The 23,994-nt window shown below is 64.9% G+C and carries 22 protein-coding genes; 12 read left to right on the top strand and 10 right to left on the bottom strand.

Annotated elements, in window-relative coordinates; translation table 11 throughout:
* The first annotated feature begins 138 nt into the window (after positions 1-138).
* The 6 genes from J1C49_RS02290 (at position 139) to J1C49_RS02265 (ending at position 6,454) form a co-directional block, all read left to right on the top strand.
* Positions 139-1,632 (top strand): sulfotransferase, encoded by a 1,494-nt coding sequence (locus J1C49_RS02290; protein WP_227444169.1) that lies wholly within the window; start codon positions 139-141, stop codon positions 1,630-1,632.
* Positions 1,623-2,276, top strand: coding sequence for a YggS family pyridoxal phosphate-dependent enzyme (locus J1C49_RS02285; RefSeq protein ID WP_227444168.1), 654 nt, complete (start codon positions 1,623-1,625; stop codon positions 2,274-2,276). The genes J1C49_RS02290 and J1C49_RS02285 overlap by 10 nt, the downstream gene beginning before the upstream one ends.
* A gap of 180 nt (positions 2,277-2,456) precedes the next feature.
* Positions 2,457-3,935 (top strand): PLP-dependent aminotransferase family protein, encoded by a 1,479-nt coding sequence (locus tag J1C49_RS02280; RefSeq protein ID WP_227444197.1) that lies wholly within the window; start codon positions 2,457-2,459, stop codon positions 3,933-3,935.
* Between the two features lie 25 nt (positions 3,936-3,960).
* Positions 3,961-4,893 (top strand): bifunctional riboflavin kinase/FAD synthetase, encoded by a 933-nt coding sequence (locus tag J1C49_RS02275; RefSeq protein WP_227444167.1) that lies wholly within the window; start codon positions 3,961-3,963, stop codon positions 4,891-4,893.
* The gene (locus J1C49_RS02270) at positions 4,890-5,375 is read left to right on the top strand and encodes a YcgN family cysteine cluster protein (RefSeq protein WP_227444166.1); all 486 of its coding nucleotides are present in this window, start codon (positions 4,890-4,892) and stop codon (positions 5,373-5,375) included. Before J1C49_RS02275 ends, J1C49_RS02270 begins: the two co-directional genes overlap by 4 nt.
* Before the next feature lie 5 nt (positions 5,376-5,380).
* A complete protein-coding gene (locus J1C49_RS02265) occupies positions 5,381-6,454 on the top strand; it encodes a low specificity L-threonine aldolase (RefSeq protein ID WP_227444196.1) in 1,074 nt (357 codons plus the stop codon).
* Positions 6,455-6,673: 219 nt separating this feature from the next.
* On the opposite strand, the gene hspQ is transcribed toward J1C49_RS02265, so the two are convergent.
* Positions 6,674-7,000, bottom strand: a complete 327-nt coding sequence (gene hspQ / locus J1C49_RS02260; RefSeq protein ID WP_227444165.1) for a heat shock protein HspQ — start codon at positions 6,998-7,000, stop codon at positions 6,674-6,676.
* Positions 7,001-7,209: 209 nt separating this feature from the next.
* On the opposite strand from hspQ, the gene J1C49_RS02255 reads away from it, so the two are divergent.
* Positions 7,210-7,803 (top strand): lytic transglycosylase, encoded by a 594-nt coding sequence (locus tag J1C49_RS02255; RefSeq protein ID WP_227444164.1) that lies wholly within the window; start codon positions 7,210-7,212, stop codon positions 7,801-7,803.
* Between the two features lie 150 nt (positions 7,804-7,953).
* Here the strand turns inward: J1C49_RS02255 and J1C49_RS02250 are convergent, their stop codons facing one another.
* The 6 genes from J1C49_RS02250 to J1C49_RS02225 form a co-directional block, all read right to left on the bottom strand.
* Positions 7,954-8,547 (bottom strand): outer membrane lipoprotein carrier protein LolA, encoded by a 594-nt coding sequence (locus J1C49_RS02250; RefSeq protein WP_227444163.1) that lies wholly within the window; start codon positions 8,545-8,547, stop codon positions 7,954-7,956.
* A gap of 126 nt (positions 8,548-8,673) precedes the next feature.
* Positions 8,674-8,886 (bottom strand): hypothetical protein, encoded by a 213-nt coding sequence (locus J1C49_RS02245; RefSeq protein WP_227444162.1) that lies wholly within the window; start codon positions 8,884-8,886, stop codon positions 8,674-8,676.
* A 69-nt stretch (positions 8,887-8,955) separates the two neighbouring features.
* Positions 8,956-9,141, bottom strand: coding sequence for a hypothetical protein (locus J1C49_RS02240; RefSeq protein WP_227444161.1), 186 nt, complete (start codon positions 9,139-9,141; stop codon positions 8,956-8,958).
* A 247-nt stretch (positions 9,142-9,388) separates the two neighbouring features.
* Positions 9,389-12,628 carry a DNA translocase FtsK gene (locus tag J1C49_RS02235; protein WP_227444160.1) on the bottom strand — a complete coding sequence of 1,080 codons (3,240 nt, stop codon included), beginning with the start codon at positions 12,626-12,628 and terminating at the stop codon, positions 9,389-9,391.
* 90 nt (positions 12,629-12,718) lie between these two features.
* A complete protein-coding gene (locus J1C49_RS02230) occupies positions 12,719-13,900 on the bottom strand; it encodes an aminotransferase class I/II-fold pyridoxal phosphate-dependent enzyme (RefSeq protein WP_227444195.1) in 1,182 nt (393 codons plus the stop codon).
* Positions 13,901-14,122: 222 nt separating this feature from the next.
* On the bottom strand, positions 14,123-15,454 hold the full coding sequence (locus J1C49_RS02225; RefSeq protein ID WP_227444159.1) for an amidase: 1,332 nt from the start codon (positions 15,452-15,454) through the stop codon (positions 14,123-14,125).
* 52 nt (positions 15,455-15,506) lie between these two features.
* On the opposite strand from J1C49_RS02225, the gene J1C49_RS02220 reads away from it, so the two are divergent.
* Together J1C49_RS02220 and J1C49_RS02215 are read left to right on the top strand one after the other, a co-directional pair.
* Positions 15,507-16,754 (top strand): UbiH/UbiF/VisC/COQ6 family ubiquinone biosynthesis hydroxylase, encoded by a 1,248-nt coding sequence (locus tag J1C49_RS02220; RefSeq protein ID WP_227444158.1) that lies wholly within the window; start codon positions 15,507-15,509, stop codon positions 16,752-16,754.
* A gap of 87 nt (positions 16,755-16,841) precedes the next feature.
* Positions 16,842-17,609: an SDR family NAD(P)-dependent oxidoreductase gene (locus J1C49_RS02215; protein WP_227444157.1), complete on the top strand. Its 768-nt coding sequence runs from the start codon at positions 16,842-16,844 to the stop codon at positions 17,607-17,609.
* A gap of 174 nt (positions 17,610-17,783) precedes the next feature.
* Here the strand turns inward: J1C49_RS02215 and J1C49_RS02210 are convergent, their stop codons facing one another.
* Complete coding sequence (locus J1C49_RS02210) at positions 17,784-19,295, bottom strand: DUF2125 domain-containing protein (protein WP_227444156.1); 1,512 nt, start codon at positions 19,293-19,295, stop codon at positions 17,784-17,786.
* A 164-nt stretch (positions 19,296-19,459) separates the two neighbouring features.
* On the opposite strand from J1C49_RS02210, the gene J1C49_RS02205 reads away from it, so the two are divergent.
* Together J1C49_RS02205 and J1C49_RS02200 are read left to right on the top strand one after the other, a co-directional pair.
* Entirely contained in the window at positions 19,460-20,209 is a 750-nt protein-coding gene (locus J1C49_RS02205) for an SDR family oxidoreductase (RefSeq protein ID WP_227444155.1), read from the top strand.
* Positions 20,206-20,814, top strand: a complete 609-nt coding sequence (locus J1C49_RS02200) for an enoyl-CoA hydratase/isomerase family protein (RefSeq protein ID WP_227444154.1) — start codon at positions 20,206-20,208, stop codon at positions 20,812-20,814. Before J1C49_RS02205 ends, J1C49_RS02200 begins: the two co-directional genes overlap by 4 nt.
* Before the next feature lie 34 nt (positions 20,815-20,848).
* On the opposite strand, the gene choV is transcribed toward J1C49_RS02200, so the two are convergent.
* Together choV and choW are read right to left on the bottom strand one after the other, a co-directional pair.
* Complete coding sequence (gene choV, locus J1C49_RS02195; RefSeq protein WP_227444153.1) at positions 20,849-21,859, bottom strand: choline ABC transporter ATP-binding protein; 1,011 nt, start codon at positions 21,857-21,859, stop codon at positions 20,849-20,851.
* On the bottom strand, positions 21,856-22,686 hold the full coding sequence (gene choW, locus J1C49_RS02190; protein ID WP_227444152.1) for a choline ABC transporter permease subunit: 831 nt from the start codon (positions 22,684-22,686) through the stop codon (positions 21,856-21,858). Before choW ends, choV begins: the two co-directional genes overlap by 4 nt.
* A gap of 671 nt (positions 22,687-23,357) precedes the next feature.
* On the opposite strand from choW, the gene J1C49_RS02185 reads away from it, so the two are divergent.
* A complete protein-coding gene (locus J1C49_RS02185) occupies positions 23,358-23,954 on the top strand; it encodes a DUF2238 domain-containing protein (RefSeq protein WP_227444151.1) in 597 nt (198 codons plus the stop codon).
* Positions 23,955-23,994 lie beyond the last annotated feature (40 nt).

Below are 23,994 nucleotides of genomic sequence, written 5' to 3'. Positions count from 1 at the left end.
GAGAAGGGTCTGGAGCACAGACCGCCAAGCCGGCGTCAGGATCTGGCTTGCACGGTGTTCCGTCTTGCCGATGCGCGGGGGCGCTTTTCTTTTCCGGGCTTGCCCGCTAACTCAAGGGGGCAGGAGAGATCGCGTTTCATGCCCCTCAGACCCACCCCTCGGCCGCGTCAGGCGGCGACCGGATTGCAAGGCACGCTTGAAGCCGGGCGCAAGGCCTTCGCCGAAGCCCGGTTCGACCGTGCGCGCGCGTGCTTTGAGACTATCCTGAAATCCGCCCCGACCCATGCCGAGTCGCATGTCTATCTGTCGCGCATCGCGTGGGAGACGGGAGACGCCGCGCAGAGCGTCGCCCAGCTTGAACGGGTCGCAGCCCTCTCGCCGGACAGCCCACGCGCCCAGCTTGCGCTCGCCGAGCGCTATGGTCAGGTGGGCGAAACCGAGAAAGCGCTTGCCGCTTATGACCGGGCGACCGCGCTCAGCCCTGCGAAATCCATCGCGCCACAGGCCGAGAAGGCTCGCTTTCTACAGGCCTTGGGCCGATTCGAGGAGGCGGCAGCGATCTTTCGCAAGCTGATCAAGCGCCATCCCGGCGAGGCCGAACTCTATAGCATTTTCCTTGGCGGCACCCGACTGCCCAAGGGCGATCCGGTTTTGCGGCAAATGCGAAAGCTCTGGGCCGACAAGACCTTGCCCGAGACAAAACGGATGCACCTTGGTTTTGCGCTGGCCAAGGCGCTGGATGATACCGGCGATCCGGACAAGGCGATGGCGGTGCTTGACCGTGCCAACGCGATCCAGAAATCGCTCGCCCCGTATGACCGCGCGGCGCGTGACTCCGATTGGCTGGCCATGCGCGACGCGCAGGCCGACGCCGACCTCACGCCGCCGCAAGGCCGCATGACGCCGCGACCGGTGATCGTCTGCGGGTTGCCTCGGTCGGGCACCACGCTTGTCGAACAGATCATCGGGCGACATGACCACGCGCGGGCCGGTGGCGAGATGGGCCATATCCTGCGCGTCGCGGTGCGCCAGTTCGAGCGGGAGGGTGTGATGACGCCGCTTTCGCAGATCCCGGCGCCGGAGCGCGCCACCTATGCCGCTACGGTGGCGCGGCTCATGACGCGCGACACCGGGGCGACAGAGGGTGTGGTGACCGACAAGAGCATCCGCAATTTTCAGATGCTTGGCTGGATCCGCGCGATGCTCCCCGAGGCGCGCATCGTGATTGTCACGCGTGACCCACGCGCCGTCGCCCTGTCCATGTGGCGCAATCATTTCCAGATCGGCACCCATCGCTACGCCAATGATTGGGCCGATATTGCCGATGAAATCAAACGCTTCCGCGCTATCATCGCGTATTGGAAAGGGCGGATGCCCGGGGTGATCCACGAGGTCCGCTACGAGGATCTGGTATCGGAACCGGAGCCGGTGGCACGCGCGCTTCTGGAACATGTGGGGCTGGAGTGGCAAGACCGCGTGCTGGACGCGGCGGCCACCAAAGGCACCGTCCAGACGTTGAGCCTTGCGCAGGTGCGTGCGCCGATCAGCCACGCAAGGCGTGAGGCGTGGCGCCGCTACGAGACCAGAATGGCGCCCTTCATCGCGGCATGGGGAGACGAGACATGGGATTGAACGACGTGACGCAAGCGGTGACCAAGGCCTGCGAGGAAGCCGGTCGCGATGCGAAGGAGGTGGCGCTGATTGCGGTGAGCAAAGTGCAGCCGCTGGAGCGTGTCGAAGCGGTCCTCGAACAAGGCCACAGGCTCTTTGGTGAGAACCGCGTTCAGGAGGCGGCAGGCAAATGGCCCGCATTCCGGGACCGGTTTGACGGCGTGGCGGTGCATTTGATCGGCCCCTTGCAGAGCAACAAGGCCCGGCAGGCGATGGAGCTTTTCGAAGCGATCCACTCGCTGGACCGGCCAAAACTGGCGCGCAGCATTGCCCGGCTGGCGCAGGAGATGGGGCATTGCCCCGATCTCTTCATCCAGGTCAATACCGGCGAAGAGGAGCAGAAAGCCGGCATCCTGCCCGCCGAGACGGACGGGTTCGTGGCCGAGTGCCGCGCGCTCGATCTGCCGATCATGGGGCTGATGTGCATTCCGCCCGTGGACGAGACCCCGTCGCTGCATTTCTCGCTTCTGAAGAAGCTGGCAGAGCGCAACGGGTTGTCGGGCCTGTCCATGGGCATGTCCGGCGATTTCGAACAGGCTATTGCCCTCGGTGCCACGCATGTGCGGGTTGGCTCGGCGATCTTTGGTGCGCGGGTCACGGCCTGACATTCCCACGGCGCTCTGTCGCGGCCCAGGCCGGGCTTGGGGTGCGCGCGGCATGCCCCTTCCCGCGACGTCGCGCGGGGATGCGATCCGATGGTCCGCCGCGACGGGGATCACAAGCCTGAGCCACGCTGCGATAGGTCCAGATTGCACAAGAGCTATGTCCAGCTTAAGCTGACCGGCATGGCGATCCCCGTCGAAACCTTTCAATTGCCGCCCGACGGCCAAGGCACGCTTCAGGCGCGCATTCAGCAATTGGTTGCCGAGGGGATCCTGTCAGGCCGGTTCCGGCATGGCGAAAAGCTGCCATCCTCGCGCCGGCTGGCCCAGCATCTCGGCGTCAGCCGCATCACGGTAACACTGGCCTATACGGAGCTTCTGGCCAATGATTACCTGACCTCGAAGGGACGGTCGGGGTATTACGTCTCGGACGGGGCACCAGAGCCTCCGGCCTTCTTCCCCAAATCACCCGAGGCCGATCGCGTGGATTGGGACGCGGCCATCGCGCGGCGTTTTACCGGCGCGCCACGGCTCGAAAAGCCGGCTGACTGGGCGCAGTATCGCTTTCCGTTCATCTATGGCCAGACCGATCCACAGCTTTTTGACCATGCCAATTGGCGGCTCTGTGCCATGCAGGCGCTTGGCGCGCGGGACTTCGATGCGCTCACCCGCGACCAGTTCGATCGCGACGATCCGGAGCTGGTGTCCTTCATCGTGCGGCACACGCTGCCACGCCGGGGGATCATGGCCGACCCCGATCAGATCCTGATCACCATGGGTGCCCAAAACGCGCTTTGGCTGACAGCACAGCTCCTTGCGGCGGGTGGACGGCGGGTGGCAATCGAGAACCCGAGCTATCCGGATCTGCGCGCGCTTCTCCTGCATGCGGGGGCACGGATCACGCCGGTTGCCGTTGACCAGGACGGGTTGACGCCTGACGAGATCCCAGAGGGCACACAGGTGATCTATACCACGCCGTCGCATCAATGCCCGACCTCCGCCACGTTGCCACGACCCCGGCGGGACGCGCTGATTGCCCGCGCGGCGGAGTTGGGCGCTGTCATCGTGGAGGACGATTACGAGTTCGAGATGGCCTATTTGCGCCCGCCAAGCCCGGCGCTCAAAAGCCTCGATCAGGATGGGCGGGTGATCTATGCCGGGAGCTTCTCCAAATCGCTGTTTCCGGGGTTGCGGCTTGGATATCTCGTTGGGCCACAGGCCTTTATCCGCGAGGCGCGCGCGCTGCGGACCTCAGTTTTGCGACATCCGCCCGGTCATATCCAGCGCACCACGGCCCATTTCCTGCGGCTGGGCCATTACGACGCGCTGATCCGGCGCATGGGCCGCAAGCTTGCGCGCCGCCGCACGGTGATCGAGGAGGCCATTGCCGAACATGGTTTGCAGATTGCCGGACGGGGCACGCATGGCGGCTCTTCGGTCTGGATGGAAGCACCGGCGGGGATGGAGACCAGCCGGCTTGCCGCACAGCTGCGGGAGCGCTCCGTCCTGATCGAGCCCGGAGCGCCGTTTTTCGACGAGCCGAACCCGCCAAGACAGTTTTACCGGCTGGGCTATTCCTCGATCCCGGAAGCCCGGATAGCCGAGGGTATTGCCGAGATCGCGCAGGCCATTTCCCGAAACCAAGCGGCGCTTGCGCCCTGATCGCAACGGCGCTAACCCCCCACCCATGCGGATTATCCGAGACTATCAGTTTGCAGCGCAGGAAGACCGGGGGGCGTCGGTTGCCATCGGCAATTTCGACGGTGTGCATCTTGGCCATCGTGCGGTGATCGAACAGGCGCGCGCGGCCGCCCCAGACGCGCCGCTTGGCGTGCTCACCTTCGAGCCGCACCCGCGCGAGTTCTTTGCCCCCGAAGCCCCGCCGTTTCGGCTGATGGGTCCGGACGCCCGCGCCTCGCGATTGGCCAAGCTCGGCGTCGAACGGCTCTATCAGCTCAATTTCAATGGCAACCTTGCCGCGCTGACCCCAGAGGATTTCGCGGAGCGTGTGATCCACCGGGGGCTTGGCCTGCGGCATGTGGTGGTCGGTGCGGATTTTTGTTTCGGCAAAGGGCGCGCCGGAACGGTCGAAGACCTGCAACGCTTCGGCGACAGATTTGGCTTCGGCGTGAGCATCGCCCGGTTGCGTGAGGAGAACGGCGTGCAGATCAGTTCCACCGAAATCCGGCGCGCCCTGAGCGAAGGGCGGCCGCGCGATGCCAAGGCGCTGCTGGGACATTGGCACCGTATCGAAGGGCCCGTGATCAGTGGCGAACAGCGCGGACGCGAGCTTGGCTATCCGACGGCGAACATGTCGATCACCGGCCTGCACCCGCCGCGCTTTGGCGTCTATGCGGTGCTGGTGGAGATTGCCGAGGGACCACACAAGGGACTTTATCACGGCGCAGCTTCAGTCGGCGTGCGGCCGATGTTTGGCGAGAACACCCCGAATATCGAGACCTTCCTGTTTGATTTCACCGGCGATCTCTATGGCACGGTGCTGTCTGTCGGGCTGGTCGAGTTCCTGCGTCCCGAAGAGACCTTTGACAGCCTCGACGCGCTGATCACGCAGATGGATGCAGATTGCCTGCGCGCCCGGCAGATTCTGGAGGCGTTGTGAGCCGTCCTTCCCGCGATCCGATCGAGCGGGGCGGTCTGGCCGCGCGCTATTGGGAACGCAAGGCGCCCAAGGACATGTCGAAGCGGGAATGGGAAGCGCTCTGCGACGGTTGCGGCAAGTGTTGCCTGAACAAGCTCGAGGACGAGGACACGGGCTATGTCGCGTTGACGCGCGTGGCCTGTCGGCTTTTCGACGACAGCACTTGCCGCTGCGCGCAATACCCGATCCGGCATCAGTTCGTACCGGAATGCATCGTGCTCAGCCCGTCCACGATGGAGGACAACCTCTACTGGATGCCGGAGACCTGCGCCTATCGCCTCGTGTGGGAGGGCAAGCCGCTCTTTGACTGGCATCCGCTGATTTCCGGTCGTGCAGAAAGCGTGCACGAGGCGGGTGTGTCGATGCGCGACGCCACGGTGCCGGAATTCGCCATCGACGAAGACGATTGGGAAGATCACATCATAGAGGAGCCGCTGGGATGAGCGACATGAATTTTGCCTCCGACAATGGCGGGCCGGTGCCGCAGGCCGTGCTCGATGCCATGGCGCGCGCCAATGAAGGCTATGCCATGGCCTATGGGTCCGACCCTCTATCCGGCGCGGTGGCCGACCGGATCCGCACGCTTTTCGAAGCGCCAGACGCCGCGGTCTATCTCGTCGCAACCGGCACGGCGGCCAATTCCCTGGCGCTCGCGACGCTTGGGCAACCATGGCAGACGGTGTTCTGTTCGCGCTTGGCCCATATCCACGAAGACGAGTGCAACGCACCGGAGTTCTATTCCGGTGGCGCCAAGCTGACCCTTGTGGGCGATGGCGACCGGATGACACCCGAAGCGCTGCGCGCCGCCATCGCCGGAGAAGAGACCCGCGGCGTGCACGGCCCACAGCGCGGGCCGGTCTCGATCACCAACGTGACCGAACGCGGCAATGTCTACAGCCTCGACGAGATGCGCGCGCTGATCGCCGTGGCGCAGGAATACGACCTTCCGGTGCATCTCGATGGTGCGCGCTTTGCCAATGCCTGTGTGGCGCTTGGCGCAACACCGGCGGAAATGTCGTGGAAGATCGGCGTGGATGTCGCCGTGTTCGGCGGCACCAAGAACGGCCTGATGGGGGTCGAGGCCGTGGTGATCTTTGATCCCGCCCGCCATGGCGCGGGCACCGCCGATTGGGAGTTCGAACTGCGCCGCAAACGCGCGGCCCACCTGTTCTCCAAGCACCGCTACCTCGCCGCGCAGATGGACGCTTACCTGACCGATGATCTGTGGCGCGACCTTGCCACCCGTGCCAACGCGTCAGGCGCGCGGCTGCGTGCCGGCCTCGAGGCGCAGGGCGTCACAATCGAAAACGATACCACTGCAAACATGCTCTTCGTGTCGATGCCGCGCGGCGTGCACAAGGCGGTTCAGGCCAAGGGCGCGATCTATCATTGTTGGGGCGATCTTGAGAACGGCCCGGATGACGAAGCGGTGACCGGGCGTCTGGTTTGTGACTGGTCGATGCGCGAAGACGCGATCGACCGCTTTGTGACCACCGTTGCGGAGGCCATGGCAGAGGCGTGACGCAGTAGCGCCCCGACGGGTTCGGCGGGGCGCAGTCTCAGTCAGCGGGGCATAGGCATTCCCGCCGCGAGCGCAGTTGGCTTCGGAGGGGCATGAGCGTTGCCACAGTCGGCTTCAGAGGAGGCGCGGGCGTTGCCGCCGTTGGAGCATGCGACTTCGGCGCGGGCCCATCTTGTCGTGGGCACAGATCCGAGGCGCAAGCAGCAGCCTGAAACGGGGTCAGTTCAGCTGGAAATGCAGCGCATAGCTGCCATCTTCGAAGGCCCCGAACAGATCCGGGATGTCCGGATGGTCGACCGGCTCACCGGAGTAATCCGCGATGAGATTTTGTTCAGACACGTAAGCCACGTAGAAACTCTGATCGTTTTCCGCGAGCAGATGATAAAACGGCTGTTCCTTGGACGGGCGAGCGTCTTCGGGAATCGCCTCATACCATTCTTCGGTATTGTTGAACTCCGCATCGACGTCAAAGATCACACCCCGGAAAGGATGTTTGCGGTGCCGGACCACTTGGCCGATGTAGTATTTTGCGCGTTGTGATAGCATAGGTGGCCTCATATCGCATTCAACATACGCGGAAAACCGGCAATTTGTCGAATCCTCGGGGCAATTTGTCTGGAAACACACTGTCCATTCCCGTCAGATGCGCCCCCTGCGCAAACATGCACCCGTGATCACGCGAATTGTGATTCCCCCGGGACCGGCATTGCGGTAGACTCAAGAAAAAACGAAAAACAGAATAAAGCGAGAGGCAAATGAGCAGATGGCTTCGCGCGATGGTAATCGTTCTTCTAGCCGCGTCCTGTGGGGGCGGCGGAGGCAGCGGCCAGGCACCGCGCAATCTTGATAACGCCTGTTCGATTCTCGAACAGCGCCCCGGCTACCTCCGCGCGTTCCGCGCCGTGGAGCGCAAATACGGCGTGCCGGTGCACGTCCAGATGGCGACGATCTACCAGGAAAGCAAATTCGTCTCCGATGCACGCACGCCCTTCCGTTACAGCCTGGGCGTGATCCCCATCGGGCGGCAGAGTTCCGCCTTTGGCTATAGCCAGGCGCTGGATGGAACATGGGACGAGTATCTCAAGGAGACCGGCAACCGCCGCGCCCGGCGCGACAATATCCGGGACGCAACGGACTTCATGGGCTGGTATATGGTTGGCACCCGTGACCAGCTTGGCATTTCCCTGTCCGATGCACGAAACCAGTATCTCGCCTATCACGAGGGGCGTGCCGGGTATCGCCGCGGCAGCTACAATTCCAAGAGCTGGCTGGTGCGGGTCGCGGCCCGGACTGCCGACCGCGCCGAGATGTATCGCCAGCAACTGCCGCGGTGCAGCCGCCTGCGATGAGCCCTGCCCCTGCGCGCAGCACGGTTCAGCAGCGCGGAGGGCAAAAGGCACGCCAGAACAGCGCTCCAAAACGACAAAACGCGCCCCGTTTGATGGGCGCGTTTCTTGTTTGGATACCAGGTGCCGCGCCAGAGAGGCCCGGCAGACGGCTCAGCGGTCGAGCTTCTGCAACTCCGTGTCGATCCAGAATATCCGGTTCGGCAGATTGGTCTTGTTGAGCGCGCCGAGCACGACCGTGGTTGCCCCGCCATCGCCGTCCCGGATGATCCACTGTCGCAATTCCACGGGATTGCCGGTGAATTTCAGCTCGATCGAACCGTATTCCGGGCGTTGGGGGTCTTGCGCGCGCACGATGGTCGCCGTCCCGTCATAGCTGTGCCCCGTGACCATGTTGGCCTGTGTCAGGTCCACGTTGCGCGCCAGGATGATCGAAAGGGGCGTCTGGTTCAGCGGATAGGTTTCCGGCTGCCCGCCGAGCTTGCGGTCGAGGATGAAAACCGACCCTGCGGAGGCCAGCACAAGCTGCTGCTCTGGCGGATCGTAGTCAAACCGCACCTTTCCGGGCCGCTTGATCGAGATCGTCCCGGTCGAAATCGTCCCGTCACCGTTTATCTGGGTAAAGGTGCCTTGCGCGCTCTGGATCGTGTTGAGGTAACGAGAAATCTCGTTGAGCGAGAGTTGCTGCGCGCTGGCCGCACCGGCCAGCACCACAAGCATCGCCGCGGTGATCAATCTACGAAGCATTTGCCTTCGCTCCTTGCTGCTCGTCTTGGCACTCTATGTGGCACCTGTTGCAATGATATGCGATATCACGGCGCCGTTCATCCGATATCGTGGGCGAGTCTTCGCCAATCAAGGGGAAGAACCGCGCTATAGCTTCAACTCGGGCGTATCGGTCAGTTCCGGGGGATATGCACCATCCAGCGGGGCAATCAGGATGAGACATTCAGGATACCGACCGAGACCAAGACCGTAGGCCGCGATCTGATAGGCTCCCGCGGGCGCGTCCATCGCGTTCTTCTGTGCCCCACCGCCCTCAGCCACCAATTGGCCAGTGGACAGGCAGGCCGCTGGCGGTTGCATGGCGCAACCGGAAAAACTCGCGGCTTTGAGGCTCTGGCGGGCCGCTTTGATGCAAGCGGATCCGTACCTTTACAGCGCCATCGCCCCCAAAAACCGACGAAATGGCCGCCGCGCCTGCATCACCTTGTGCATCGGCTGGTCTGTGAAGGCATGCGCCATGTCTTCGGCGGCGGCCATCACGAACAAACCGCCCGCCTCGATATCCAGCGTCTCGGCGATATCCTCCGCGATGACGGGGTCGGGCAGACCGAGCAACGCTGCAACAAACGCGCACGGGCCATGTGAAACCTCTGCGGGTCGCTGTGCACGCCCGCGCCACAGGTCAGCACATCCAGCGCGACGTTCAGATCGTCTTCCGTGGCAAGGGCATTCGATCGCTCAAGCTCAAGTGCCATCGCGCCAAAGCTGCGTCCGGCCTTGCGTCTGTCCTGCGCGGGAAAGGCGCGCGCGTCGTCCATGCGCGCGCAAATCCTCGACTGCTGGCGGCGGGGGCCGCATTGGATCAATGCTGCTCCGGCACCAGGATCTCGCGTTTGCCGACATGGTTTGCCGCCGAGACCACCTGTTCATCCTCCATCTGCTCCACAAGGCGCGCGGCCTTGTTGTAGCCGATGCCCAGCTTGCGCTGGATATAGGAGGTGGAGCATTTGCGGTCCTTGATGACAATCGCCACAGCCTGATCGTAGAGCGCGTCCTCGCCCCCGGTGTTGCCGCCGGTGTTCAGCCCAAGCACCGCGTCGATATTGTCCGCCTTTTCGTCATCGGGGCCCTGCACCACGCCAGAAACATATTCCGGCGGCCCGAATGCCTTGAGATGGTTGACGATTTCCTCAACCTCCTCATCCGAGCAGAACGGTCCGTGGCACCGTGTGATCTTGGCTCCGCCAGCCATGTAGAGCATGTCACCCATGCCCAGAAGCTGTTCGGCGCCCATTTCGCCAAGGATCGTGCGGCTGTCGATCTTGGAGGTGACCTGAAACGAGATCCGCGTCGGGAAGTTCGCCTTGATCGTGCCGGTGATGACATCGACCGAGGGGCGCTGCGTCGCCATGATGAGGTGAATGCCGGAGGCCCGCGCCATCTGCGCCAGACGCTGGATGCAGGCCTCGATCTCCTTGCCCGCGACCATCATCAGGTCGGCCATCTCGTCGACGATCACGACGATATACGGCATCTTCTTGGGCTCGAACTCTTCCGTCTCGAAGATCGGCTCGCCGGTTTCCTCGTCAAAGCCGGTCTGCACCGTGCGCTCGAACATCTCGTCACGGCCCAGCGCGTCGGCCACGCGGCTGTTATAGCCGTCGATGTTGCGCACACCCATCTTGGACATCTTGCGATAGCGGTCCTCCATCTCGCCCACGACCCATTTCAGCGCGACCACGGCCTTTTTCGGGTCGGTCACAACCGGGCTCAGCAGATGGGGGATGCCGTCATAGACGCTGAGTTCGAGCATCTTGGGGTCGATCATGATCAACCGGCAATCCTCTGGTGTCAGCTTGTAGAGCAGCGACAGGATCATGGTGTTGATCGCCACGGACTTACCCGAACCGGTTGTCCCCGCGATCAACAGGTGGGGCATCTTGGCAAGGTTCGCCACAACCGGATCGCCGCCAATGTCCTTGCCCAGCGCGAGAGGCAGCTTGTGGTTGCCATCGCCGTAATCGCGCGTCGAGAGGATCTCGCGGAAGCTCACCATTTCGCGCTTCTCGTTGGGCAGTTCGATACCGATCACGGAGCGCCCCGGCACGGTCGACACACGGGCAGACAGCGCGGACATGGAGCGCGCGATGTCATCGGCCAACCCGATCACGCGGGACGCCTTGAGGCCAGGTGCGGGTTCCAGCTCATACATGGTGACAACGGGGCCGGGGCGGACGGAAACGATCTCGCCCTTCACGCCGTAATCGTCGAGCACGGATTCCAGCATCCGGGCGTTTTCTTCGAGCGCTTCGTCGCTGAGGTGATGACGCTCGACCTTGTCCGGGCTCATCAACAGGTTCAGCGGCGGCAATTCATAGTCGATCGCCTTGTCCTCGAAGCGCAGCGAGGGTTGGGCTTCGGCCTGGGCGCGGCGCGACGGCGTCAACGCCTTGCGCGCGGGTTGCTGCACAACGCGCTTGGCTTCCGGCGTCGGCACAGGGTGCTGCTCACGTGCGGCCTGCCCGCCACGCAGGATGGCGGCGGGCTCTGCCGGTGGCGCGGGCGCCCTGTCGTCAAGGATCACGGCGTCGTCGAGCACGCCATCCGCGTCGGGATCCTCCACAAAGATGTTCTCCGCCTCCATTTCCGGTTCCGGATCGCCGTAATCGTCGAATTCCCGGAATGTATCGGGATTGACCGGTTTTTGTTCTGTCGCGGGCTGGCGGGCCAGAACGCGCCGCGCGGGCTCTGCGGCGACCGGGGCTTCGGTGTCCGGCGCCACATGGGCAAGCGGCGCTTCGGCACGGTCCACACCGGCGACAGGCACGGCAACCGGCGGCCTGATACCGGCACTGGCCGCTGCCGTTGACGCAGAGGCAGCAGCCGCAGCCGCACCGGCGGTCAGCGGCGGCTCGACCCGCGTTGCGGCCGCGCTCGGGCGCGCGTTGAGGATCAAGGGTTGCGGGCCAAAGCCGCGCCCCTTGGTCAGCGGCTTGCTCGGATCGACGGGTTTGGACGGGTTGACCGGGGCGCGGCTGGCGCGCAGCCGCGATTTCACGGCATCGGCGATCCGCGCCTTGACGCGGTCCTCTCCCGGCCCGTCCATATCGTCGGTCAGCAAGGTGGTCTCGACCAGTTCCGGCTCGGGAAGATCGGCAGCCGGGTCGGGGCGGCGCATCAGGGACGGCATCCGCGCCAGAAGGCCGGTCTTTTCGACCGGCGGCTCATGAAACAGCGTCTCGGCTTCCAGGTCGTCCTCATCGGCAAGGACAGGCTCGGCAGGCATGGGTGCGCGACGCACCCGCTTGGCCGGGGCGGCGGCCCTTTCGGGCTCGGGCACAGCGGCTTGCGCTGCCTCCCATTCCGCGCGCTCCTGTGCCAGACGCGCCTTCTCGGCGCGGCGGTCCGCTTGAGCCGCCTGCATCTTTGCGGCCAAGGCGCCGGCCCCGCCCGCTGTCCGCCCCAAAAGCCGCATCAACGTGGCATAGCTCATCACGACGCCCACCACGAGGAACCTGAATATCGCGCGCAGTTCCGGCCGCGTGAAGCCCAGAACAAACGCGCCAAAGCCGAGGATCACCACGCTCAGCACGACCTGAATGAGCTTGAGCCCGAACGCGGGCGCCACCGGCAGCAGGTTAAGCAGCGAGCCCATCATCATATCGCCGAACAGACCGCCAAGCCCGAAATTGTGGCTCCAACCCGCGGTTTCGCTCAGCCCGGCGGCATAGACAGAGGCCAGCGCAACCCAGATCGGGGCAAAGATCATGCAGCCAAAGACACGGCCTTCGCTGCGATGTGTGGCAAGGCGGACGCCCCACACCAGCAAGACAGCCGCAATCGCCCAGGCGCCCTGCCCCACGATCATGAAGAGCGGCGCCGCGATGGACGCCCCGATCCGACCCATCCAGTTCTGCACCGGAGCATCGGTCGCCGACAGGAAGCTCGGATCCTCCGGCGTGTAGGACCAGATCATCGCCGCGGCCATCAGGCCGAGGATCGCAAGCACAACCCCAACAAGCTCGCGGCCCCGTTTTTCCAGAACAACCGCGGTTTCACTGTCAAAGAGAGGGTCGCGCCCCCGTGATTGATAAGATGCCATGCTCCGCCTCATTGTTTGCCGGTATCAGGACAGGCCCGACCCGCGTCTTTTTCTTGTCTGTAGGCCTTTATGCGCCGCGCCGCCTGCATCTCAGGCGCGGTAAAGGCTGTCACGGATGAGCCTTAGCCCCTCCGCCATGTCGTCATGCGGGGCGACCAGCGCCACGCGAATATATCCCTGGCCGGGGTTCCCGGCATCCGTATCGCGCGAAAGATAGGCACCGGGAAGCACGCGCACGCCGGTCTCTGTCCAGAGTTTGAGCGCGGCCTGCTCGCCGTCCTCGACCGGCAACCACAGAAAGAAACCGGCCTGCGGCGCGCGATAGCCGTTCACACCGCGAAAAAGGGCATCCGCGGTTTCGAACTTCTCGCGATAAAGCGCGCGGTTGTCCTCCACATGCGCCTCGTCCGCCCAGACCTTTTCGGCCACGCGTTGCAATGGCAGCGGGATCGGTGCACCCGAATACGCCCGCAACTGCTTCATCCGCGCGATCGTTTCCGGCCCTCCCGCTACGAAACCCGCGCGCAACCCCGGCAGGTTGGAACGCTTGGACAGCGAATGGAAAATTGCCACCCGCTCCGGATCGGCCCCGACCTCGGCGGCCACCTGCAAGGCGCCCGGCGGTGGGGTATCGCGGTAAATCTCAGAATAGCACTCATCCGCCAGGATGCGGAAATCATGCCGTTCCGCCAGCGCGATCAATGCCCGCCAATAGGCCTCATCGGCCACCGCGCCCTGGGGATTGGCTGGCGAGCAGATATAGCACAGCGCGGTGCGATCCAGCACCGCCGGATCCAGGGCTGCAAAATCGGGCAAATGCCCGGTCTCTTCGGTTGCCGGCACAAAGACCGGCTCCGCGTCGACCGAAATCGCCGAGATCATATAGACCTGGTAAAACGGGTTCGGCATCAACACAGCCGGGCGGGCGCCCGCAACGGCTTCGGGGCAGAGGGCCATGCCGGCGTTATAAAGCCCTTCGCGCGTCCCGTTCAGCGCCATCACCTGCGTATCAGGGTCAACCGTCACGCCGTAGCGGCGCGCGATCCAGTCCGCGATGGCGCCGCGCAACTCAGGCGTGCCTTCATTGGGCGGGTATTGCCCGAACTCCGCAATATGCGCGTTGAGAATATCGGAAATCCACGCCGGGAAGGCGTGTTTCGGCTCGCCGATGGTCATGTGGCGCACGGGACCGCCCGGCGCATGCGCGTCGAGAAGCGCCCGCAAACGCGGGAACGCATAGGCCGGAAGGTTCGAGAACCGCTCGGGGAACATCGACAACTGCTTTTCACTGCCTCAGATACGCGAAGTCATGGACGCCTCGCTTGCGGACAGGATAGGGAAGTGCCCCCCCTTCTGTCCAGAATGGCCGCGTCTTCGCGCCTCAATGTGGCCCGAAAGCCTCATCCGCGCGGCGGCGCCGACGCGCTTCGGCACGGCGGGCGCATTGCACCGTCACCCCCGCCGACACGCCGGATCCTGTCGCCCGCTCTCGCCTCAGCGCAGCGCGGCTTCGACCGCCATGCCAAGCTGAAGCAGCCCGTCTTCGCCCATCGCGCGCCCCATGAGGGATATGCCGCAGGACGGCACACCGGTCGGCACCGTCAACACGGACAACCCCATCAGGTTGCCGACCCGCGTGTTGCGCAGCGTCAGCAGGTTTTCGGTCACGTAATAATCACCCTGCTTCATCAACTCGTCGATCTTCGGCGGCAAGTTCGGGGCCGTCGGGCAGAGCACTGCGTCAAACCCCGCCATCGCATCCGCCCAGTCCGCGCGGACCGCCATCATGCGCCGCCATGCACGCACATAGCTTGCGGCATCCTGCGACCGCCCTGCCTCGAAGCGCTCGCGAATCGGCGCAAACATCGCATCCGGGTTGGCCTCGATCGCCTCGCCCCAGATTGCCCAGGCTTCGGTGGTATAGAGGATGCCCGCATCGCCCATCGGCCCTTCAAGCGCCGGAAACGCGACCGGAACGAGCTCGGCCCCCGCCGCTTCGAGCCGGTCGAGCGCGCCACGATAGGCCGCCTCCGGCCCGGGCCGGATGTCATCCTCCACGATGGTCTTGAGCACCCCGAGCCGCCGCCCTTTGAGACCCGGCAAGCCGCGCAAATCGAGCGCCGAATGCCCCTCGATCACCGCAAGCATGAGCGCCGCATCCTCAACCGTGCGGGTCAGCGGGCCAACGGTGTCGAAATTGGTCGCCAGCGGCACAACCCCGTCGAGCGTCACCCGCCCCGACGTGGTCTTCAGCCCGACCAGATCGTTCCACGATGCCGGGATGCGCACCGAACCGCCCGTATCGGACCCGACCGCCGCCGCCGCCAACCCGAACGCAACCGACGCCGCCGCCCCCGAAGACGACCCGCCCGCAACCGCGTCATGGTCGTTCACGCAAGGCGGCGTGGCCGTGATCGGGTTCAGGCCAAGCCCGGAAAAGGCGAGCTCGGACATATGGGTCTTGCCAAGGCACACAAGGCCCAGCGCCGTAGCATTGGCCAGAACCGGCGCATCGCGTTCGGGCATCCGTCCCTCAAGCAGCGCGGAGCCCGCTTCCGTGGCCACCCCGGCCGTATCGAAAAGATCCTTCCAGCTGACCGGCACACCATCCAGCAAGGACAGTCGCTTGCCATCCTTCGCGCGCCGTGCGGCCGCCTCCGCCTCCGCCAATGCGCGGTCGGCGGTGACGCGGGCATAGATGCGGGACGCCATCGGATGGGTTTCGATCGCCATCAGGAAATGCTCGGCCAACGCCACCGGGTCGATCTCGCGCTTGGCAATTCCGCGTCCGAGCTCTGCGGCGCTCATTCTGGTCCAGCTTGTCATTCCATCCGTTCCCATTGCCCGTGATCCGGCGAAGGTAGCGGCAGCGGGGCGCATGGACAATCCCGCCCGCGCCACCATATTGCGCCGCATGACCAGCGATTTGATCATTGTCGGCGGGGGGCTGAACGGAGCCACCCTTGCCCTTGCCGCGGCCGAAATCGGCCTGTCCAGCACGGTTCTCGATGCCAATCCCGAGGGTGTGCAGCGCGCCACCGGGTTTGACGGGCGCAGCTACGCGCTGGCGCTGACCTCTGTGCGCCTGTTGCAGGCGCTGGATTTATGGGCGGATCTGGCGCCGGATGCCCAACCGATGAACCGCATCCGCGTCAGTGACGGGCGGGTTGGCGATGCCGCGGTGTTCCTCGGGCTCGATTTCCAGAGCGCGGAGATCGAGGAAGGCCCGATGGGGCACATGATCGAGGACCGTCACCTGCGCGCCGTGCTGATGGATCGCATGGCCGCAAGCCCGCGGATCACCCACCGGCTTGGCGCGCGCGTCGTCGCTCAGGAGATCAGCCCGCACGCCGCCTTCGTCACGCTTGAGGACGGGGAAACCCTCTCGGCGCGGCTGTTGATCGGAGCCGATGGCCGCCAGAGCGGCACAGCGACCCGCGCCGGTATCCGCAGGACCGGCTGGCGCTACGGGCAGACCGCACTGGTCTGTGCCATCGCGCATGAAAAACCCCATGACGGCACCGCCCATCAGCTTTTCCTGCCGCCCGGCCCGCTTGCCATCCTCCCGCTGACTGGCAATCGCAGCTCGATCGTCTGGTCGGAAACGGATGCCCACGCGGCCGCCTTCAACGCGCTGGACGATGCCGACTACCTGACAATCCTGCGGCCCCGGTTCGGTGACTTTCTCGGCGATATCTCGATTGCCGGGGCGCGCTTCACCTACCCGCTCAACCTGACGCTGGCCAATGCGATCACCGGCGAGCGGCTGGTGCTTGTCGGCGACGCGGCGCATGGGGTTCACCCGATTGCCGGGCAGGGGCTCAATGCCGGTCTGCGCGACATCGCGGCCCTGGCCGATGTTCTCAAACACGCGAAACGGCGAGGGGAAGACATCGCCTCTCCCGTGGTTCTGGCCCGGTATGCGGAGTGGCGCCGGTTCGATACGGCGACGCTGGCGCTTGCCACGGACATCTTCAACCGCCTGTTTTCCAACGACAATCCCCTCGTTCGCGCAACGCGCGACCTCGGCATGGCCGCGATCAACGCTGTGCCCGAGGCACGGCGCAGCTTCATCCGCGAGGCTGCCGGGCTTGGCGGCGACCTGCCCGAGATGATGCGCGCCTGACGCCCCCGCCCCTTTTCCAGGCGCGCCGGGCATGGCATCACAGTGCCGCGCTCCCGTCGCACCATTCAAACAACGGTAAGGACCGACATGACACAGCCTTGCGCCATCATCACCGGGGCCGCCCGCGGCATTGGACTGGCCACGACCGATCTCTTTCTGGCGGATGGCTGGCGCGTCGTCATGGTCGACCGGGACGCCGACGCGCTTTTTGCGGAAGCCGGCAAGCGGAACGCGGATGCCCTGCCCATACTCTGCGACGTGTCGGATGCCGAGGCGGTGACAGCCATGGTCGCCGAAACCGACGCATGGGCCGGGCGCATCGATGCGTTGGTCAACAACGCTGGCGTTGCGGAATTCGGACCCATCGCGGAATGCGACACGGCCATGTGGCGGCGTGTTCTGGCCACCAATCTGGACGGTGTGTTCTTTTGTTCGCAGACCGCCGCGCCGCACCTCGCCAAGACAAGGGGCGCCATCGTCAATATCGCGTCAATCTCGGGTCTGCGCGCCTCCACGCTGCGCGTGGCCTATGGCACCTCCAAGGCCGCCGTCATCCACCTGACAAAGCAACAGGCGGCGGAATATGGCGAGTCGGGCGTGCGCGCCAACGTGGTCTGCCCCGGCCCGGTGCGCACCAAGCTGGCCATGGCGGTGCACACGCAGGAGATCATCGACGCCTATCATGACGCGATTCCGCTCAACCGCTACGGGTCGGAGCGCGAAATCGCCGAAGTGATCGCCTTTCTGTGCTCAAGGAAGGCGTCTTATGTAACCGGCCAGGTGATCGCCGCCGATGGTGGCTTCGAAAGCACCGGCGTCGGGCTTCCGGCCCTGCGCCAGAGCGCTCAGACGTAAGCCCCGACCGCGCCGGTCGCGCGCGCCCTTTCCCAAGCCGCAAGGCGGCCCGCGCGCCGGCTTGCTTTGGAAAGCCCCCGCGCAGGTCGTACGCCCCGGCCCGCCCGAGGACAACCGCCACGAAAAAGGGCGCGCCGGACATGCGGCGCGCCCTTCGGCCGTTTAAAATGAAGGTTATTGGATTCGCTGACCGTTCGCGAAAATCTGCGCCTGATCGTTGATCTCGATCGTCGAAGTTGCCGTGTCCGCGCCGCTGCCCGGCACGGTGAACATGCTCAGCATCATGCGCGCGCCCATGGCATCCTCTTCCGCAAGAAGCCCCATGGAGATCAACCGGTCGATCAGGCCGTTATGGCCCTCAACCTGAAGGTCGATCTTGCCAGTCGGGCGTGGCATACCGTCAAAGGTCTCGAGATCGGTGTTGTCGAAGGTGAAGTCGCCCGTGCCTGTCAGCTTGGCGCCCGCCGCCTCAACCGTCAGCGCGTTCAGCGTCACAGCGTTCAGCTCTCCGGGAACCTCGTCCGACATGCCAAGCTCTTCCATCTTCTCCGCATCCAGAAGGCTGAAGAACGGCGTCACCTGCGCCGTCAGATCGAGCGCAACGGTCGCCGGATCCCGCGGCAGCGCCGCGCCCGGGTCAAAGATATTCCACAACATGTCGGACATGGTGAACCCGCCCAGCGTCACGCCGAGGGCCGCGTCCTGTGGCGTATCGGAGGCCTCCACCGGCAGCGCGATGGTAAAGCCCGTCTCTGCCATGGCCGCGTTGATCGGGAACGGCACGTCCGGCGTCGTCAGAGCCATGACAAAATCGGTGTTGCCCAAGGTGTAGGACAGCCCCTCGCCCCCGAAGGATACCTCCAGAAGACCCGAGCCGGAGCTCATCTGGCCGCTGGTCACACCGGAGCGCTCGGTCACGGAAAACTCAAGCTTGCTGCCACCGTGGCGCATCTCGCCCGACCCGCCGAAGCCGGCCGCGACAGCCGCCAGCATGTCTTCCATGTCCAGCTCGTCGGGCACCACGCTGTCGCCGGAGGCCATGACACCCACCAGTTCACCGGACATGGACGCGCTGTCATTGCCGCCGTCGGGATCGGTGAAGGCCCCGGAATAGGCCAGCGTTCCAAGCGACATTTCCTGCGTGATCGTCCGCATGCTGCCGTCATAGACGGTGGAGGACGACCCTTCGACCGGCCCCATCGTGGCGTCGAACCGGGCATTGGCGCGCGGGATGGTCTCGCCCTCGACCACGAGCTCCGCCAGGGCAAGGCCAAGCTGGTTGGCGCTGTAGGCATAGGTCAGCGTGCTGTCATCGCCCGACACCATCATCTCCAGCCCGTCGTGGGTATAATCGATGCGGACCGTGGCCTCGGGCCCGGAAACCGTGATCGGCATCACCGGCGGGAACGCCACGGAGACCGCCCCATCGCCGGTTTCAGTGAACACGACGCTGTCCATGCGGATCGCCACATCGACATCCTCTTCATCCGGAACGGGGACGGACATCACGACATTCGACACGGTCAGAACACCGCCGGAAAGCGCCTCGTCGCCGGTGACGTCATAACCGAAGCCTTCGAGATAAGCTTCAAGATCGTCCCAGACCTGTTGGGCTGAGACATCTGCAAAAGCCGGCTGCATCATGGCAATCAATGCAAGCGCGGGAACACCTTTGAGCGGTTTCATAATGGACCTTCCGAGTGATCGAGTTTCATTGCCTCAGTGTCACGGCGCATCTCCCGGCGGTCAAGGGACTGGATTCCCTACCCCGTGCGGCTTACGTCTCGGCACAGCAAACGACAGCACAGCACAGCACAGCACAGCACAGCACAGCACAGGGAGAATGCCGCATGGACCTTTCAGGCAAGACAGCACTCATCACAGGCGCCAGCCGGGGGATCGGCGCAGCGGCTGCCCGCGCCTTTGCACAGGCCGGCGCCAAGGTCGCGCTCGTGGCCCGCGGATCCGATGCCATCGCCGAACTGGCCGGAGAAATCGGCGAGGCCGCCGTTGCCATCCCCTGCGATATCACGCGCTACTGGGAGGTCGAAAAGGCCGTCCAGAACTGCGTGGACGCTCATGGCGGGCTTGATATCCTCGTGAACAATGCCGGAGCCATCGAACCCATCGCGCATCTCGCAGAGGCCGACCCCGATGCATGGGGCGATGTCATCGACATCAATCTCAAGGGGGTTTTTCACGGTATGCGCGCCGCGTTGCCCGTCATGCAGGCCAAGGGGGGTGGCACAATCCTGACCATCGGTTCCGGTGCCGCGCATAACCCGATAGAGGCCTGGTCCCACTACTGCGCGTCGAAGGCCGGGGCGCTGATGCTCACACGCATGGTCCACAAGGAATATGGCGAGGCCGGGATTCGCGCGCTGTCGCTCTCTCCGGGCACCGTTGCCACCCAGATGCAGCGCGAGATCAAGTCCTCCGGCATCAACCCGGTGAGCCAGCTTGATTGGTCCGACCACATCCCGCCCGAATGGGTGGCCAAAACGCTTGTCTGGATGTGCGGCTCCGAAACAGATGACTGGCTTGGCGCCGAAATCAGCCTGCGCGACGAGAGCATTCGCGCCCGGGTCGGCCTCGTATGATCGCTTGCGAACGCGGGGCCGACGGGCTTTGGGTGGTGCGGCTGGATCGGGCCGACAAGGCCAACGCGCTGACCCCAGAGATGCTCGAAGCGCTCTGCGCGGTCGTCGAGGGCGCGGGCGACGCCCGCGCGCTTGTGCTCACCGGGCGCGGCAAGGTTTTTTCCGCGGGCGCCGATCTTGACGCAGCCCGTGCCGGGCTCGCCACATCGCCGCTCTGGGAGCGGCTTTCCGGCGGATTGGCCGCGCTCGATGCGCTCACCATCTGCGCGCTGAACGGCACATGCGCGGGCGGGGCGATGGGGATGTTTCTCGCCTGCGACCTGCGCGTGTCCGTGCCGGGGGCCAAGCTGTTCTACCCGGTGATGAAGCTGGGATTCCTGCCGCAGCCTTCGGATCCACGGCGGCTGGCCGCGCTGACCAACCCGTCGCGCGCCCGCATGATCCTGATGGGCGGACAGAAAATCCCGGTGGAAACCGCGCTTGGCTGGGGGCTGATCGATATGGTCACCGCAGAAGACCCCGTCGCCGCAGCCCGCGCCCTCGCGGCGGATGTGCTTGGCGCGGCACCTGCCCATGCGACGGCGATCAAACGCATGATCCCCTGACCCGGGGCGCGGCACATCCCGCCCCGGACACGGCTCAGCGGGTCAACCGCGCCACGAGGCTCTCGGCGGTGATTGTGCCAATCGCCTGTCCCGCCTCCGTCACCGTCAGGGAGCCGTTCTGCAAGCGCGGCATCAGCTCTGCAATCGGGGTTTCCGCGCTCACCCGCGCGTCATCGGGTTCGCCGGTGCCGCCGGTCATCACATCGCGCGCGGTCAATACGCCCAACGGGTTCATGTTGGCCACGAAATCGGCCACATAGTCCGACGCCGGATTGGAGAAAATCTCCCGCGGGGTGCCGGATTGCACGATGCGGCCACCCTCCATGATCGCAATCCGGTTGCCGATCTTGAAGGCTTCGTCGAGATCGTGGCTGACAAAGATGATCGTGCGCCTGAGCGCGTGTTGCAGTTCCAGAAGCTCGTCCTGAAGGCGCGCCCGGATCAGCGGGTCCAGCGCCGAGAACGGCTCATCCATCAACAGGACAGGTGCGTCGGTAGCAAAGGCCCGCGCCAGACCGACGCGCTGCTGCATTCCGCCGGAAAGCTCGCCGACCTTGCGGTCCGCCCAGCCCTCAAGCCCCACAAGCGCCAGCTGCTCCGTCACGGTCCGGTCCCGGTCCGCCGCCGGACGCCCCGCAAGCTCGAGGCCAAAGCCGACATTTTCCGCAACCGTCCGCCAGGGCAGCAGGCCGAATTGCTGAAACACCATCGCCACCCGGCTTTGCCGCAATTGCCGCAAGCGCGCGGCGGAGCACCGCGCCACATCCACCATCTCGCCGTCGTCCCGGACGCGCACAGCACCACGCACCACCGGGTTCAGCCCGTTCACCGCACGCAGAAGCGTCGACTTGCCCGAACCCGACAGCCCCATCAGGACAACGATCTCTCCCTCCTCGACGTCAAGCGAGCAATCATGCACCCCCAGCACCTGCCCCGTGGCGGCCTGGATCTCCGGGCGGGACTGCCCGGCATCCGCGAGCGGCAGCGCCGCTCCGGGCTTGTCACCGAACACGATCGAGACGGAGTCGAATTGCACCGCGCTCATTTGCCGACCCTCAGCGCGCGGTCCAACATGATGGCGACCACCACGATGATCAGCCCCGCCTCGAAGCCAAGCCCGGTATCGACGCGGTTGAGCGCCCGCATCACCGGCACGCCAAGCCCGTCGGCGCCCACAAGCGCGGCGATCACGACCATCGACAGCGACAGCATGATGGTCTGGTTCAGCCCGGCCATGATCTGCGGCAGCGCGGATGGCAACTCGACCTTCCACAGCTTCTGTCGCGGTGTCGCGCCGAAAGCGTCCGCTGCTTCGATCAGCGCCGTGGGCGTCGAGGAAATCCCCAGATGCGTCAGTCGGATCGGCGCGGGCAGAACAAAGATCACCGTCGCAATCAGCCCCGGAACCATGCCGATCCCGAAAAAGACAATCGCCGGGATCAGATAGACGAAGGTTGGCAAGGTCTGCATCAGGTCGAGCACGGGGCGCATCGCAGCATAAAGGCGAGGCCTGTGTGCCGCGGCGATCCCGATGGGGACGCCGATTCCCATACAGACGACACATGCGGACAACACAAGCGTTAGGCTCTCCGTCGTCTCCTCCCAATAGCCCTGGTTGAGGATGAACAGGAACCCCAGCGCGATGAACAGCGGGATTTTCCAGCCGCGGTGGCCCCACCACGCAGCCGCCACAAAAGCGAGCACGACAATCAGCGGATGCGGGGTCTGCATGAGCCAGAGAATGGCGTCGATCAGCGCCTCCATCGCTTCTGCCAGCGCGTCAAAGAACGGCGCGCCATTGCGCTGCAGCCAATCAAAGCCTGCCTCGGCCCAATCCCCGACCGGGATTTTCCTCTCCGTCAACCACTCCACGCCTGTCCCCTCTTCGCCCGCACGTGACCCCGAGACTGACCTGCGGCCCAGCGAATGAAAAGAGAAGATTTCCGTCAAGGCCGCGCCACGGTCATGGCAAGCCGGCCTGCCTCGGACGATGCGGCGTGTGGCGACCGGTCCGGCGCGGAGGGTGCAATGGCTCGCGTCACCGGCTCCGCGATGCAGCGCACTGTGTTCGGTGCCATCTTGGCGCTGTCGGCCATGCCTCCCCCGCACACCCGCAGGCGGACAAAGCTCCAGAACCTCCGCCGGGTGCCGCCTCACTGCGCGGCCGCCATGCCCCTCTCGTGCGGCCTGTTTCAGGTCCTTGACGCGAACGGATGCCAGAGCCGGAAACCCGTGTGGTCGCGCGTCTGCCCGCGCCCGTTTGCGCGTCTTGCCTTGCCGGCTCGCGCGTCTGCCCACCGCGGGCTCGCGCCTCTGGCCCACCCGCGGGTTCGCGCATTTACCGATGCGTCAGGCTGCGTCACCACGGGCCGGTCGCACCGCCAGTGACGCCACGGTGAGCACCGCGCCGAAAGGCCCGGTCCCGTCCCGGCACGCGGCCAGACCCGGCATCGCCACCATCCGGACCCGGTGCGCTGCTGCGCCCGACACATCGCTTGATCCGTATCAAGGCCGCAGCGCCCGCAAGCTGCCAATTTGGGTGCATGACACGCGCACCCAATCGCATGGAAACCATCATCGCTGTCTTTACGGCGGCCTATGTTCTGGCTTTCTCGGTCTGGTTCCTGTCGATCGGCAATCTCGAATTCATTGTCTATGTCGCCACGATGCTCATCCTGATGGCGCTTGTCGGGTTCAGCCTCGGGAAGGCCGAATACCCGCCAGCCATCCTTTGGGCGTTGTCGATCTGGGGCTTGCTGCACATGGCTGGCGGCGGGGTTCCGGTCAACGGGTCCGTGCTATACAACCTGGTGCTGCTGGATCTGTTCGCGGTCGGCGAAAACCCGATCCTGAAATACGATCAGGCGGTGCATGCCTATGGCTTCGGCGTCGCGGCCTGGCTGTTGCACCATCTTCTGACACGGCACTTTCCCGCCATGCGCGGCACCGCAAGCGCGGTGGTTTTCCCGGCGCTGGCTTCGATGGGGCTTGGTGCGCTGAACGAGATGATCGAGTTTACCGCGGTGGTCATGGTGCCCGACACCAATGTCGGCGGCTACATCAATACAGCGCTTGACCTCGTGTTCAACGCCATCGGCGCGTGGGTCGGCGCACTCCTTGCCGCGCGGCGGGTGCTATAGCATCGCTGCGGCGGGCGTTCTGGCACCTCGCCGCAGCGCT

The sequence above is a fragment of the Cognatishimia sp. F0-27 genome (genome assembly GCF_020667845.1).
In the GTDB taxonomy this organism is placed as follows: domain Bacteria; phylum Pseudomonadota; class Alphaproteobacteria; order Rhodobacterales; family Rhodobacteraceae; genus JAFMPQ01.
The sequence above is the reverse complement of the archived record's forward strand: the minus strand, read 5'-3'. Positions and strand labels throughout refer to the sequence as shown.

Coding starts and splice junctions, on each gene's coding strand:
- J1C49_RS02220 (WP_227444158.1), top strand. CDS start 15,507: ATGGACAATCCCGCCCGCGCCACCATATTGCGCCGCATGACCAGCGAT.
- J1C49_RS02290 (WP_227444169.1), top strand. CDS start 139: ATGCCCCTCAGACCCACCCCTCGGCCGCGTCAGGCGGCGACCGGATTG.
- J1C49_RS02215 (WP_227444157.1), top strand. CDS start 16,842: ATGACACAGCCTTGCGCCATCATCACCGGGGCCGCCCGCGGCATTGGA.
- J1C49_RS02285 (WP_227444168.1), top strand. CDS start 1,623: ATGGGATTGAACGACGTGACGCAAGCGGTGACCAAGGCCTGCGAGGAA.
- J1C49_RS02280 (WP_227444197.1), top strand. CDS start 2,457: ATGGCGATCCCCGTCGAAACCTTTCAATTGCCGCCCGACGGCCAAGGC.
- J1C49_RS02225 (WP_227444159.1), bottom strand. CDS start 15,454: ATGACAAGCTGGACCAGAATGAGCGCCGCAGAGCTCGGACGCGGAATT.
- choV (WP_227444153.1), bottom strand. CDS start 21,859: ATGAGCGCGGTGCAATTCGACTCCGTCTCGATCGTGTTCGGTGACAAG.
- hspQ (WP_227444165.1), bottom strand. CDS start 7,000: ATGCTATCACAACGCGCAAAATACTACATCGGCCAAGTGGTCCGGCAC.
- J1C49_RS02275 (WP_227444167.1), top strand. CDS start 3,961: ATGCGGATTATCCGAGACTATCAGTTTGCAGCGCAGGAAGACCGGGGG.
- J1C49_RS02255 (WP_227444164.1), top strand. CDS start 7,210: ATGAGCAGATGGCTTCGCGCGATGGTAATCGTTCTTCTAGCCGCGTCC.
- J1C49_RS02210 (WP_227444156.1), bottom strand. CDS start 19,295: ATGAAACCGCTCAAAGGTGTTCCCGCGCTTGCATTGATTGCCATGATG.
- J1C49_RS02245 (WP_227444162.1), bottom strand. CDS start 8,886: ATGCAACCGCCAGCGGCCTGCCTGTCCACTGGCCAATTGGTGGCTGAG.
- J1C49_RS02235 (WP_227444160.1), bottom strand. CDS start 12,628: ATGGCATCTTATCAATCACGGGGGCGCGACCCTCTCTTTGACAGTGAA.
- J1C49_RS02265 (WP_227444196.1), top strand. CDS start 5,381: ATGAATTTTGCCTCCGACAATGGCGGGCCGGTGCCGCAGGCCGTGCTC.
- J1C49_RS02205 (WP_227444155.1), top strand. CDS start 19,460: ATGGACCTTTCAGGCAAGACAGCACTCATCACAGGCGCCAGCCGGGGG.
- J1C49_RS02200 (WP_227444154.1), top strand. CDS start 20,206: ATGATCGCTTGCGAACGCGGGGCCGACGGGCTTTGGGTGGTGCGGCTG.
- J1C49_RS02250 (WP_227444163.1), bottom strand. CDS start 8,547: ATGCTTCGTAGATTGATCACCGCGGCGATGCTTGTGGTGCTGGCCGGT.
- J1C49_RS02185 (WP_227444151.1), top strand. CDS start 23,358: ATGACACGCGCACCCAATCGCATGGAAACCATCATCGCTGTCTTTACG.
- J1C49_RS02230 (WP_227444195.1), bottom strand. CDS start 13,900: ATGTTCCCCGAGCGGTTCTCGAACCTTCCGGCCTATGCGTTCCCGCGT.